The following is a 13,666-nucleotide window of genomic DNA, read 5'->3' as shown; positions in this document are numbered from 1 at the left end:
TTTGTCTACTTTAAAAGTACTTATATTAAAACTGCTAAAGCGTGTCTATTAGCGCAGGCTCTACCGCTTCTTCTAATGCACCACCACAGCTACTTCCCTGTCCTGCTGTACAGCCATAGCAATGATCCGCAATGGCAATGTCATCACCAGAAGGATTTTGCGTTAACAAATCACTTAGATGTCGCCGTGACTTGTTTGGTACAGGAATTTCTAACTGCTGATTGAAATCACAATCAAATAGCTCACCCAACCAATTAACACTAATGGTCGAGCGACACATAACCTCGGCCAAATTAGCAGCCATATAGTTGGCTTTGAGCAAATCCATATACGGATGGAATTGTTTCTTTGCCAATAGCACCGCGCCAAAACGCTGAATAGGCATATTGGTTAGGGCAAATAGATGATTAAACTCAATAGCAAAGTGCGCTTTTAGCTCATGCTTATAATCCGCTTCAAGCTGCTCTTGATTGGGTGGCAATGTCGCACCTTGTGGGTTGTAGACTAAGTTTAACGTTAAATCCGAATCAGGCTTGCCATAGCCCAACTGATTGAGCTTTTGTAATCCCAATATACTGTCGTCAAATGCGCCTTTACCGCGCTGCTTATCCACGTTTTCTAAGGAATAACAAGGCAAAGATGCCACCACTTCAACGTGGTTATCTGCTAAAAACTGTGCCATATCCTCATAACCTTCTTCCATGAGGATTGTCAGATTACAGCGGTCTATCACTTTGACACCTAAGGCTCGAGCAGCCTTAACCAAATACTTAAAATCCTCGTGCATCTCAGGTGCACCGCCCGTCAAATCAAGCGTATCGATGTTTTGTGCTTGCAATACCTCTGGTATCAACTCAACCAACTCACGTGACATCATCTCGGTACGATAAGGGCTGGCGGCTACATGACAATGTACGCAGGACATATTACATAAGTAGCCCATATTGACTTGCAATATCGTTAGTTGACGGCGTTTTATCGCTGGAAAATCAGTATGCTCAAGTAAATCGATAGTTGATTTCATAGTGGTCTAAAATCCTGTTAGCAGTACAACTAAAAAAGGATAGCAATATAAATTGAATTTTATGAATAAAGAAGGTAGCGCATTGCTTTTACTGTTTATTTTGAAAATTTACAGCTTAAAAATTATTTACCTACTTTACGGTTTATCTAATCAATCATACCTGATTATCAATAACTATTGACAACTAAACATATGGATTTTATCTTTTATTCCAAATAAGCATTAACCTTCTTTAGTCCTTATCAGCTTCGATAAAACGCTTATCAATATACTTCTTAAGATGCCATACCCAGCGACCTTGTAGGTTGACGTTACCCCAACTACCAATAGCGTATTTATCACCGCAAGATAGCAGGTATAGCGTGCGAGTCTTTGGCTGATAGCCTTTCATCACGCTATCTTTTAGATAGGCCAATAAGTTATCGGCTTCGATGGCGCCACCATGTACTGAGTGTACCCCTGAATGCGCCACGTATTTATCGACTCGTGTCGCCACATCCCCGACAGCAAACACATTAGAATGAGAGATGCTCTGCTGTTTATGGTTTACCGCGATAAACCCATGTCCCTTGATTTCCAAATCCGTAGAGTCAGTCCATGCCGACCCTATGACGCCAGTCGCAGCAATGACAGCATTGATAGGCAATGATTTATGAGTGGTCGACAGCTTGCCATCACAATAATCAGTTGCTCGTTCTCGAATTATCGTAATGCCATGGCGATATAACTGCTTGACCACCCGCTGACGAAAGCCCGAGTTAAACCCTGATAAAAGATTCTCACCGCATACTAATGTCACTTGATGATTACGATTGATTTTCTGTAGCGCGACTTGGGCAGCCATGACCAACTCTATTGCCGCCGCGCCCGCTCCGATAATAGCCAATTGATACTTTTCAGATTGCTGAGCATCCTTTAGAACTTGCTGCCATTGCGTGATAAATGTCGATAAGGGTCGTATAGCAATCACGTCAGTATTAGCATCGCTACCTACAGTACCAGCATCAACCTCTCTATCGACACTATTGTTACCATTGTTTCTGTGATCATTTTGATCATACAGCCAACGCATGTCCGTATCTGCGCCCGTATTTAGAGACAACACATCATAGGAAAAATCCGTTTGTTCATCGCCAGTCGTCACTACTTTATTAGAGGCTGCGTTTACTTGAACAAGCGACTGCTGAACGAAGCGCACACCTGCTCGCATACAAAGCGATTTGATATCGATACTGATATCATGCAACTGATAATGCCCTGCCATCCAACCAGGTAACATGCCAGAATAGATTGTTTGTGGTTGCTCACTAATCAAATGAATATCTGCATCTGTAGTATCGGTTTGCTTTAAGCGCTCTGCGCTAAGGCGGCGCAACATGCCAATATGAGCATGACCTGCCCCTGCTAATAGTAGTATTTTTTTCGATGAAAATTTTGTCATAGATGATTTTATCAAAGCGGTTGGTTAGTGTTTAATAGAACGATTATTAATATAAATGACTTTAAAAACTCATTTAAAAGTATCATATAAATAAGACAAATCTATTGCGGGTACACAGCAAGAGCGTAAATGACTTATATGGTTTATACGGATTCAGCAATAGTCACTGCGTTGTTCGTTATTGCGAGAACGATATTTTGTATCACTGAATTAAAATCATAAAATAATGTGAAATTATTTATCATCGCCCAGTACAATAGGACACTATAAGAGCCGCATGATAAATTGCGCTACTTGACCCATTATTTGAGAAACATTGTCAAAACCATTAATGAAAATTATAAGTAATCAAGGAACCTTACATGAGTACCAACACCGATACCAGTAACGATCATATTTTGTCTTCTGATAATATTCACTACTTGCATCATGATTTTTTTGAACCAAGTAACAAAGACGTCGACATTAGCGCGACTTTACTGATTGTGCATGGCATGGCAGAGCACAGCGGTCGCTATAGAGATTTTGCACAGTTTTTGGCAGACAATGGTATTGCTGTGGCAACTTACGATCATTTAGGTCATGGACAGACTATCAAGACCGAGGCCGATCTCGGTTTTTTTGGTGAAGAACATCCGGTACAGTCGTTATTAAAGGATGTGATTGTGATGGCAGATAGCCTAAAAGACCGTCATCCAGATGTGCCGCATTTTGTAATGGGTCACTCGATGGGGTCTTTTATCGTGCGCAATGTACTCAAACATCATGCGCATAATTTTACAGGCGCCATCCTAATGGGTTCAGCAAATGCTAACCCACTGGCCAAGGTTTTATTACCCATTAATAAACTACTGGCCAAAGTCGCACCAAGACAGCCGAATACAATTTTTGCTAAGGTAATGAACAAAGTCCTCAACAGCCAACTACCTGATCGCAACTCGTCCTCACAGTTTGCGTGGCTCAGTGAAAATACTGCAAACATTGAAGCCTATGAAGCCGATCCTCAGACTGGTTTTGACTTTACCAATAATGGTTTTATGACGTTGTTTACGCTCATGGATACTGGGTTGAATAAAAACTGGGCCATCACCATTGCCAAAAACTTCCCGATGCTGTTTATTAGCGGTGAAGATGATCCAATCGGTGAAATGGGTCGCGGTATACGCAGGGTTGTCACGCGTTTGGACAAGCTTAATTTCAGTCATGTCGATATCCAGCTATACCCTAATATGCGCCATGAAGTGTTGCACGAAAAAGATAAGCAGACTGTCTATCAAGATATTTTAGAATGGATAGAGACCAATACGACTGGCGATTAAATCATGATAAATTAGTTGTCTTAAGAAGACATCTAAAAACAACTCATTCAATATTGTCACAATAAGGTCTTCAACGTGTTTGCTAAAAGCGGCCAAATTGGCGACAATACAGCGAGCAAGTTTTTGGACCGAGCCATACCTTGAGTTTTACTTCAGGCTGGGTCATATAAGTCAGTAACCATAACATTAAGATTAATATCCCTTTCATTCATTTTAGGATTTTTTATGTCACTACAACAAACCATCGAACAAGCCTTTGAAAATCGTAACGAGTATAGCCCAAGCACTATGCCACAAGACGTTCGTGATGCGGTTGAACAAGTACTTGAGCAACTAGATAATGGCAGCCTACGCGTTGCAGAAAAGAGAGATGGCGAATGGGTTGTCAACCAATGGGCGAAAAAAGCGGTATTACTGTCTTTCCGTCTAAACGACAACTACGTTCAAGCTGCTGGCGAGCATGTGCAGTTCTATGACAAAGTGCCGACTAAGTTTGCTGATTGGACAGAGGCACAGTTCAAAGAAGCTGGCGTACGTGTTGTGCCACCAGCAATCGCTCGTAAAGGATCTTTCATCGCAGCTGGTGCGGTATTAATGCCATCGTATGTCAATATCGGTGCTTATGTTGACCAAGGCGCCATGGTAGATACGTGGGCGACTGTTGGTTCATGTGCTCAAATCGGTAAAAACGTCCATCTATCAGGCGGCGTTGGCATTGGTGGCGTATTAGAGCCATTGCAAGCAAACCCTACTATCATCGAAGACAACTGCTTCATCGGTGCACGCTCTGAAATCGTTGAAGGCGTAATCGTAGAAGAAGGCGCTGTCATCTCTATGGGTGTATACATCGGTCAATCGACGCGCATCTATGATCGTGAAACTGGTGAGATCCATCGTGGCCGTGTACCAGCAGGTTCTGTTGTCGTACCAGGTAGCTTACCGTCAGAAGATGGCACGCACAGCTTATACGCTGCAATTATCGTGAAAAAAGTTGATGCGCAAACTCGTGAAAAAACATCAGTAAATGAGCTATTACGCTTAGCCTAAATATTTAGCACGTACCGTTGTTTATTGAATAATATTGTTTTATATGAAGATGCTGGAGAATGACTCCAGCATCTTTTTTGCAGCTTAATATAACGTGTTACGTTATAATCCTCTTTTAGTTTTGCTTTATGCAAACACAAAACCATCCGTACAATCCCCTGCCTTTTTTATTACGATTGATAAATGCTTTATCGCCTTATCGACCTTTAACTGTATTTGAAATATTATGAGTGAATCATTATTACGCACCGCCGCTATCCCTGTCACTGACCCTGAAGCAGGATTGCGTCTGACTGAGATTTTTTATTCCTTACAAGGTGAAGCAATCACCTCAGGCTTGCCGACGATATTTGTGCGTCTAACGGGCTGTCCGCTGCGCTGCGTCTATTGTGATACTGAATATGCTTTTACTGGCGGCGAACGCCAATCATTAGAAACCATCATAGAAACCATCAAAGGCTATCCTTGCAAGCGCATCTGTCTAACTGGTGGTGAGCCGTTAGCACAGCCAAATGCTATTGAGCTGATGACACGTTTGCTGAGTGATGGCTACGAGATATCTCTTGAGACAGCAGGCGCACTCACAGTAGAACATGTGCCGCCAGCAGTCAGCAAGGTGATGGATCTCAAAACGCCAAGCTCAGGCGAAGTCGATAAAAACTTATGGTCAAATCTTAACTATCTCACCGAGCATGACCAAATCAAGTTCGTCATTATGAATCGTAAGGATTATGACTGGGCAAAAGCTAAATTGACCGAGCACAAGCTAAACGAATTGGTCGGTACGGTGTGGTTCTCTCCGATGTTCAACGTCGCAGACGATGTCGACGAACAGCTCAGCCCTGAAGTACCTGTACTAGCGCGAGAACTGGCGGAATGGATGTTGGCTGATGTCTTGCCAGTACGTTTTCAGCTGCAACTGCACAAAATCATTTGGGCAGACGCCAAAGGCAAGTAAAAATACGAAGTGTAAACACCTAGAGTGCCCTAGATTAGCTACCCTATTGGCAATCAGTTGGTCTGCTATCAGGCGTGGCTGCGACCAACCTGTTCTTATATGCACGAGAGCACGCAGTAACCTCAAGCAAGTGAGATCATCTTTACTTTAGTCGGTGGTATGATTCTGCTGGGTAATCCACTTCCCTTAGGTTTAGTCGGTATCGTGCTGATTATTATCGGACTAATACTGTTTGCAAAAGATGGCTAAAACAACAACACCTATCATTTTGATAATTACGATTTGGCAATATAACCATGGTTAATGCTTTGATTTTTCCTGATATTCTATTATATTTATTGGATATGGTTGGCGTTATTGCGTGCGCCATTGCAGGAACGTTGCTGGCGCAGCATAAAGGTTTTGATATCGCTGGTTGTATTTTGGTGGCGATGGTTAATGCTATCGGCGGTGGCACATTACGTGATATGGCTCTAGATCGTCACCCTCTATTTTGGATGACCGACCTTAATTACGTGATCGTTATCACGGTGACATCTCTTGTCTTACAAATCTTCTTCCATCTTTATCATAAGATTGACAATGCATTAAAACTTTTCGATGCCATTGGACTGGCAGCTTTTAGTGTGATTGGTTTTAAGGTGGCCCTAACCCTAGACATGTCACCTCTCATTGCTATTATGATGGGGGTCTGGACCGCCATTATTGGTGGCCTACTGCGTGATATCATCTGTAATGAGATACCTCTAGTGCTACAGCGTGAGATTTATATTACTGCCAGTATCGCAGGGTCCGTGACTTATTTGTGCTTACAGTATTTTGGGGTAAGTGCCAGTATCAACGAATTTATTATGTTATTTGTCATATTTGCGGTACGTATGCTAGCGCTTAGGTTCGACTGGCATCTGCCCTCTATACGACTTGTAGATTGATTAATTGAGCAAAGCTCTGCTTAGGTAGCTTTTGTTTGACTAACGATAATTGAAAATAGTGAGAACTGCCCATGTTGGCTATCGTATTGGATCCTACCGTACTGATCACTACTTTTGACCCAGGCTCTTTGATATATTTATTTGATATGATCGGTATTATCGCCTGTAGTATCTCAGGCACGATACTTGCCAAACACAAAAACTTCGATGTCTTCGGCTGTCTGCTCGTGTCTATTGTCACCGCTATCGGTGGCGGCACAGTACGCGATGTGATTCTAGATCGCCATCCATTATTTTGGATGGTAGATATGAGCTACCTGGCCCTTATTACGATCTCTTCACTAGCGATGCAGATATTTTTTCATCCAAACTCAAGACGCGTGGATAAATTTCTCAAACTCTCCGATACCATTGGTTTGTCAGCCTTTACGCTAATAGGTATCAAGATTGCTGATGACATGGGCGCCAATGTGCCTGTGGCTCTATTATTGGGTGTGATTACCATCGTGGTTGGTGGCATCATTCGCGATATGATTTGCAATGAGATTCCATTGGTACTACAGCAAGAGATTTACATCACTGCGGCGTTAACGGGTGGTGTTTTGTACTTTGCTCTAAGGCACTTAGGCGTTACAAATTGGGTAGCTGACATTTCTACGATGAGTACGATTTTTACCTTGCGTATGCTGGCTATTCGCTACGATTGGCAGTTTCCAACAATAGAATGGAAATACTGACACTAGCATAAATAGGTGTGAAGAATGCCAGCGCGCCCATATGTGAGCGCGTCTATTATTGGCGTTTTAGCATTGTTGACTTAGCCTTGCTCTACCACAGCCAAGTCTTTTACCATCAGCTGTAAGCTTTGCTTGCCATTCCACTCATTGATATCTAGCTGAAATAACAAATGGACTTGCTTAGCACGGTAATCCCAAGCTTCATTGTCAAAGTTAAAGCAAATTGCCTCTATCGGATATTGAACTTCTGGATAGCGCAGTGATAGCTTAAGATGTTTGTCTTTCAAAATCTTAAAGCTCAGAACTTCAAACACACCGTCAAATACAGGTGGCGCAAATCCATGACCCCAGATACTGGCATCAGCTAAATGCTCAGCAAACCATAAGCTAAAGTCGCTCGCTTGCAAAGGTCCATCGGTGAATTTTTGCTCTGCAAAGACTTCATCATCCATTTTGGCCATTACTTCGTTAAAGGCTGTGACAAATGCCTCAAAGTTACGGCGCTTGAGGGTCAGACCTGCTGCCATCGCGTGCCCACCGAAATGACTGATTAAGTCAGAGTGGCGCTCAGCAACTTGTTCAATCGCATCACGAATATGTATACCTGGGATAGACCGTGCTGAACCTTTAATGGCGCTGTCTTCATCCGTTTGTTCAGTATCTGCTGGCGCAAATACGATACTCGGTAGATAGTGACTCTCTTTCAATCGACCAGCGACAATGCCAATGACTCCTTGATGCCAGTCATCTTGATATAGAATAATACTACGCGCGCCTCTATTGCTCGCTTTAGCAGTAGAGACAGCTGGAGTGATTGACTCATCGTTACTGGTATTATCATTGCTATCACTACTCGTACTATCGTCTTTAGTAGCCAGTGCTTGTACGATACTATCAGCTTGCGCACGCATCTCGCCCTCTACATGACGACGCGTGCGGTTTAACTGTTCAAGCTCTTGTGCCAAACGTTGTGCCGTACTCCAGTCTTCTGTTAATAAGCACTCGATACCAATACGCATATTATCCATACGCCCAGCGGCATTGATACGTGGGCCCAACACAAAACCAAAATCCTGTGCATGAAGTTGCTTGGGATCACGGCCAGCTTGCTCAAGCAATGCCAATATCCCCATACAGCAGCGGCCTTGACGAATGGCTGATAACCCGTGATGAACCAAGATACGATTGTTTTTATCCAATACTCCAACATCTGCAATCGTTCCAAGTGCGACCAAATCCAGATATTGGCTAACCTGTACCGTAGACTTGTCAGCTTCGCGGCGTAGCTTTGCTAATCGTCCAAGCACATAAAATGCGACTCCAACTCCGACCAGTGCCTTACTAGCAAAGTTACAATCTAACTGATTGGGATTGACCACCGCTTCCGCAGGTGGCGTCTCTTTGGTCGTAAGATGATGATCAGTGATAATTACCGTGATACCATCAGCTTGGGCACGCGCTACCCCTTCATGACTTGAGATGCCATTATCAACTGTTACTATCATGTCTGGCTGGAAAGTCTCAATACCTAACTCGACAATCTCTGGCGTCAGACCATAACCGTATTTAAAGCGATCTGGCACTAGGAAATCAACGACTGCACCCATCTTCGTGAGCGCGCGCATCATTAGTGCTGTACTGGTTGCACCATCACAGTCAAAATCACCAACGATTAGAATACGCTGACGCTCATCAATCGCCAAGTCTAATAAACGCACGGCCTCAGTGACACCGTGCAGGGCCTCAGCAGGCAATAGACCAGCTAAACTGGTCGTCAGCTCATCAGGCATTGTGATACCTCGCCCTGCATACAGACGGGCAAGCGTGAATGATTCAGCGGCAAGTGGTTGCAGCGCGGCGGGCAACTCGTCGATGCGAGTGCTGGTATAGCGGGGGGTTAAATTTAGCATGAACGTATTCTACTGGCTTTGGTGGAGGGTCACAATGACAATTTATACTACCTTTGTATATCATTAAGCATTGTACAATCTGTTAAGTAATGCCCGTAAGTTGGCGATGATTGATACGGCCATTTCTATAGCTTGTACAAACCAACTTCACTTCATTACTTACAAAAAAGGTGCACAGTGTGAGTAATTTCATTCATTTTGCTACAAAGCAATGATTGTAAGCCACGCATAAATCCATAGAATAGTAAGCAACTGAAGAATTTGTTATTTACTGAACTTTTTATCATCTATATTTTAATTATTTATAAGGACGCTTTATGAAAACCACACCAGTTGCCGAAAAACTTCCAAACACTATCGACCCTAACCTAGATCTTGATAAAATTAAAAAAGAATGTCAGGGAATGGTAAAAAAACGCGCTAGAGTTTCTGCTGGTGTAGCTGTTGTTCCAGTACCATTTTTTGATGTTGCAGTCGATGCGGGCATGTTGACCCAATTAATTCCAGAGATTAGTGAGCGTTTTGGTCTCATTGAAGACCGTCAGTCAGCCATTAATCTAGAGTCACGCGAAGTGCATTGGAGCGCAGTAAAAGACCGTACCGTAGATTTCGCTGGTCTAATGGCGACACGCGGTATCGTCAAAAAAACCATTCAAGGTTTCGGTGGTCGTATCGCCGCTAAACAAGTGACCAAATTTATCCCACTTGGTGGTCAATTGGTCGCTGCGACTATGGGCTATACGATTTTTAAGAAAATCGCTAATGACCATATCAACGAATGCTATAAGTTGGCAAAAGATATTCAGCAAAAGGAACACGGTAAAAACGTATAAAAGAGATAGATAGCTTACTTATTCCCTATTAAACCAGTTAAGTAATTACTTAGCTGGTTTTTTTTGATTCTACGATTAGAAAATGGTATGAGCCATGAGTTAATAATGTCATTAATAGGTTTTACTGATAAGATGGATGTCCAAAACTATCAACTACTCTAAGGAGTTAACCCATGAAAAAACTTTTGGCTTCAACCGCTATGCTTGCCACTCTTGCTCTAGCTGGCTGTACATCAACGGGTACTGGTACGACTACAGGTGGCAGCACTAGTGCTAACACAGCCATAACAACTGCAAGTAGCATTGGTATGAATGTATTAACATCAGCGATTGATACGCAATGTCGTAGCGAAATTGAAAACCAAAACGCATGGCGTGTAGCAAGTGCTGCGATGACTGAAGCACAGCAAGAAACGGTTAAAACCAATGTTTGTGGGTGTGTGAGTGAGCAAGCGCCTCAGCAAGTCACTATCGTTGAATTGGGCAATGCCGCTATTGACTCAAGCTATCGCACCCAGTTAGTATCAGAAGTGGTCGCAAAATCTATCCAAAGTTGCTATGCAAGCTTTGTGCAATAGAAGGTAAATTGCGTTATTCATAAAAATAAAAAGTAATAAAAAGGGTGCGTTATACATAGCGCACCCTTTTTATTGCTAATGTTTTAATTCTACTGATTAGCCTAAAACTTGTTTGTCTCAGGTGGTTGAGACGTTATAGAAGCAGTGAGAGGCAATGATTGGCTGCGGCGGAAGTATTTTGAAGAGCTCTCGATAATTTTGTCTACTTCCTTAATTAAATCATTGATAACATCATCGTAAATACCGTGATATAGCTCTTTTTCAAATGCAGTAAATGGATGCTTACGCGAAGCTGAACCAACCTCAGTGACGCCGTCTTTACTATAAAAAATATCTACACGTCCATCACTGTTCAACACACAATTTAATAGTCCGCCTTCGATTTCCATCTCTACACGTTCTGGCATAAAAATGTAATCATCTACATCAATGAGTTTTTTTTCTACTTCTCGTTTAAAAAATGACTTGATATCAAACATAGGTACATCCCTAACTTTATAATTATAAGATACGTGAGCATGTCGAGCACTGTGGCTGCTACCCAATATTCATCTGTGTGATTAACGGGTCATGCTTTACTCAGTTATCCTATAAGATAGCGTCAGGTTATTTAAGGGGCGATATGTAAAACTGCGTTTGATGTTGGTAAAAATGTGTGGTTAGTCTTAGCTTCAATATATAACCAGCAAAATAGGTCTATAAAAATACACCTAAAAAAAGGGCACTGCCAGCTAGCAACTCCCCTTTCATATTATCGAACTACATTGACTGACTGAATTAGACCCAGTCTTTTTCACGAAATGACTTGAGTACTTCTACAAATACTGCCATCTCATCAGGTCTACCAAGCGTTAAACGATTAAAATCAGTAATAGGCGCAAACTCACGTCCAACCGCAATCCCATGTTCGCGCATTCTATCGATATAGGTTTGTACATCGCCTTTTATCTCATGAAATACAAAACTCGCCTGCGAGGGCAAGTAACGTAAACCAAGCTCATCTAATATCTGCTCAACCATCTGCCGCGATTGATTGGTCGTCCGCAAGCTCAATGCTAGAAACTCGTCATCATCCAAAGTCGCTAACGCAGCGACAGCGCCTGACAAATTGGTATTATCAATCGAGATAAAAGCCTCGAGTCTGGCTACCATTTTCGAGCTAGCAACTGCATAGCCGACACGCATGCCAGCAAGTGCACATAATTTTGAAAAAGTACGCACGATAATAAGATTCTCTGAACGCTGTTGTCTTACCCACTCAATACCACTTTCAAAACTTGGATCAGTCACATACTCTGAATAAGCCTCGTCTAGTAAAAAATAATGGTTGTCTGGCGCACTTTCTACCCATTCTTTGAGCTTTACTGTATCAGTAATAGTCGAAGTTGGATTATTTGGATTGCACAGATAAAACAAGCTAATCCCATCAAAGTCATCAGCGACTTTTTGCATGCTGTGTAAGTCAAAGTCATAATTTTCAGTAGTCAGTGGTATTTTTACCACAGGCACATCAATAGATATCGCATATAACTCAGCATAGGCAAAAGTTGGATGCGGCACGATAACTTGAAATTTTTTACCTTCTACCAATGCTTGATGTTGTAGCATTTGGACGACGGTACGGATATTTTCACTAGAGCCACTGCCTAGTGAGATTTGGCTCTCCGACACACCATTTATCTCAGCGACCTTAGTAATCAATGCCGCACGCTGGTCATCAGGATAACGAAAGCCAATGTCTAAAGAGTCGATAACGGCTTGTTTGGCCGCGTCTGACATGCCGAGTGAATTTTCGTTAGAGTTTAATTCTATTAAGTTGTTGGTAAGCACAGTAAATAATACGCCTAGATTATGTCCATTCCAAAAATTTAGTCTGTGCTGACAATGTGATCTATGAGAAAAACAAGCATCACTAGCGCCTTACTCGCGCTCAGATTTTTCGCTTGCAACTTAAATTTTCGGAATATTGTATGGATGGTGAGTTTTATGCGGATATGGTAAGTGGCAATGCGCTGTATTACAAGTATTCTATGATAAGCAAAAACCATTCACTAATCTGTATAAATGAAGCAAGTATCTAATTTATATTATAAAACATAAAGTTACTTTTTATATGGAAGCTTATATATTATTGAAGTTATAAATCGAAGTATAGATTAACAATAGCATAGCCAATGCAAATCGATATTGACGATAATAAAGTAGCTATAATCTATGATTTCCACATGAATTTTCTGAAATATATAAGTATGAAAGGAGTACATTAAATGATGGACGAAGAAGAGTATTACTTGCAAGAAATACGTATAGAATACGAAAGAAAGTCTTTTTTCTTACATCACAATTTAGGCGCTGAAGTTCACTGGTTATTTACTCAAGCACTTTCGGCATTGGATTCTGAACTTTATTTGCCAGCTTGCACGAGCTTTATAAATGGTATTGAAGCTTCTCTCAGAGTAACTATGTCTCAAATTACAAAGCCATGTATAGTGACTGAACTTGATAACATACCTACTTTAAGCAATAGTTTGTTGCTAGCAGCTCAAAATAATGGATTACCTATAGAAGCTCTAGCTTTTCCAAAAGAAAAAATGTTTTTGAACAATTTAAACTCTAAAAAACCAAATAAAACTGATGTAGAAATCGTTCGAATAAGAAATAATCTTTGTCACGGAAACTTTCTAGAGTATACAAACACTAACCTCGGTGAAGGTAATCACTTTTTTACCCCGGAATGTTGTCGTCCATTAGCACACCAGCTTCATGAGTTATCTCGTGAATGGACAGTGCATCTAGGTAAATTTAGAAAAGAACTAATTGAAAAATCGTATCGGATCTAATATATCTATTGAAGAAAAAAAGTGAGGCACTTCCTAAGTGCCTCACT

General features: G+C 41.7%; 13 protein-coding genes and 1 pseudogene. 9 read left to right on the top strand and 5 right to left on the bottom strand.

What is annotated here, in order from left to right; genetic code table 11:
- Window positions 1-34: 34 nt before the first annotated feature.
- Window positions 35-1,024 carry an arsenosugar biosynthesis radical SAM (seleno)protein ArsS gene (gene arsS, locus ACT3QR_RS10550; protein ID WP_444521305.1) on the bottom strand — a complete coding sequence of 330 codons (990 nt, stop codon included), beginning with the start codon at window positions 1,022-1,024 and terminating at the stop codon, window positions 35-37.
- A gap of 232 nt (window positions 1,025-1,256) precedes the next feature.
- Window positions 1,257-2,465, bottom strand: coding sequence for an FAD-dependent oxidoreductase (locus tag ACT3QR_RS10545; RefSeq protein WP_444521304.1), 1,209 nt, complete (start codon window positions 2,463-2,465; stop codon window positions 1,257-1,259).
- 362 nt (window positions 2,466-2,827) lie between these two features.
- Here ACT3QR_RS10545 and ACT3QR_RS10540 point away from each other — a divergent pair, with 362 nt between their 5' ends.
- From ACT3QR_RS10540 to ACT3QR_RS10515, 6 genes and pseudogenes are all read left to right on the top strand, one after another.
- Window positions 2,828-3,784, top strand: a complete 957-nt coding sequence (locus ACT3QR_RS10540) for an alpha/beta fold hydrolase (RefSeq protein ID WP_444521303.1) — start codon at window positions 2,828-2,830, stop codon at window positions 3,782-3,784.
- A 225-nt stretch (window positions 3,785-4,009) separates the two neighbouring features.
- On the top strand, window positions 4,010-4,831 hold the full coding sequence (gene dapD / locus ACT3QR_RS10535; RefSeq protein WP_444521302.1) for a 2,3,4,5-tetrahydropyridine-2,6-dicarboxylate N-succinyltransferase: 822 nt from the start codon (window positions 4,010-4,012) through the stop codon (window positions 4,829-4,831).
- 226 nt (window positions 4,832-5,057) lie between these two features.
- On the top strand, window positions 5,058-5,789 hold the full coding sequence (gene queE, locus ACT3QR_RS10530) for a 7-carboxy-7-deazaguanine synthase QueE (protein WP_444521301.1): 732 nt from the start codon (window positions 5,058-5,060) through the stop codon (window positions 5,787-5,789).
- Window positions 5,790-5,845: 56 nt separating this feature from the next.
- Window positions 5,846-6,038 (top strand): annotated as a pseudogene (locus tag ACT3QR_RS10525) (multidrug resistance efflux transporter family protein); the annotation flags it as partial.
- Window positions 6,039-6,085: 47 nt separating this feature from the next.
- Window positions 6,086-6,721: a trimeric intracellular cation channel family protein gene (locus tag ACT3QR_RS10520; RefSeq protein ID WP_444521300.1), complete on the top strand. Its 636-nt coding sequence runs from the start codon at window positions 6,086-6,088 to the stop codon at window positions 6,719-6,721.
- A 71-nt stretch (window positions 6,722-6,792) separates the two neighbouring features.
- A complete protein-coding gene (locus ACT3QR_RS10515; protein WP_444521299.1) occupies window positions 6,793-7,458 on the top strand; it encodes a trimeric intracellular cation channel family protein in 666 nt (221 codons plus the stop codon).
- A gap of 80 nt (window positions 7,459-7,538) precedes the next feature.
- On the opposite strand, the gene recJ is transcribed toward ACT3QR_RS10515, so the two are convergent.
- Window positions 7,539-9,368 carry a single-stranded-DNA-specific exonuclease RecJ gene (recJ, locus tag ACT3QR_RS10510; protein ID WP_444521298.1) on the bottom strand — a complete coding sequence of 610 codons (1,830 nt, stop codon included), beginning with the start codon at window positions 9,366-9,368 and terminating at the stop codon, window positions 7,539-7,541.
- A 317-nt stretch (window positions 9,369-9,685) separates the two neighbouring features.
- Between recJ and ACT3QR_RS10505 the strand changes: the two genes are divergently transcribed.
- Together ACT3QR_RS10505 and ACT3QR_RS10500 are read left to right on the top strand one after the other, a co-directional pair.
- Window positions 9,686-10,201: a hypothetical protein gene (locus ACT3QR_RS10505; RefSeq protein ID WP_444521297.1), complete on the top strand. Its 516-nt coding sequence runs from the start codon at window positions 9,686-9,688 to the stop codon at window positions 10,199-10,201.
- A 173-nt stretch (window positions 10,202-10,374) separates the two neighbouring features.
- Window positions 10,375-10,779, top strand: a complete 405-nt coding sequence (locus ACT3QR_RS10500) for a hypothetical protein (protein WP_444521296.1) — start codon at window positions 10,375-10,377, stop codon at window positions 10,777-10,779.
- A 101-nt stretch (window positions 10,780-10,880) separates the two neighbouring features.
- Here the strand turns inward: ACT3QR_RS10500 and ACT3QR_RS10495 are convergent, their stop codons facing one another.
- Window positions 10,881-11,258 carry a hypothetical protein gene (locus tag ACT3QR_RS10495; protein WP_444521295.1) on the bottom strand — a complete coding sequence of 126 codons (378 nt, stop codon included), beginning with the start codon at window positions 11,256-11,258 and terminating at the stop codon, window positions 10,881-10,883.
- A 298-nt stretch (window positions 11,259-11,556) separates the two neighbouring features.
- On the bottom strand, window positions 11,557-12,609 hold the full coding sequence (locus ACT3QR_RS10490) for a pyridoxal phosphate-dependent aminotransferase (protein ID WP_444521294.1): 1,053 nt from the start codon (window positions 12,607-12,609) through the stop codon (window positions 11,557-11,559).
- 437 nt (window positions 12,610-13,046) lie between these two features.
- Here ACT3QR_RS10490 and ACT3QR_RS10485 point away from each other — a divergent pair, with 437 nt between their 5' ends.
- Entirely contained in the window at window positions 13,047-13,619 is a 573-nt protein-coding gene (locus ACT3QR_RS10485) for a hypothetical protein (protein ID WP_444521293.1), read from the top strand.
- Window positions 13,620-13,666: the final 47 nt, after the last annotated feature.

Origin of the sequence: Psychrobacter sp. AOP7-B1-25, from assembly GCF_052376195.1 — a bacterium.
Taxonomy (GTDB): domain Bacteria; phylum Pseudomonadota; class Gammaproteobacteria; order Pseudomonadales; family Moraxellaceae; genus Psychrobacter.
This window is presented reverse-complemented; position numbering and strand designations above follow the sequence as displayed.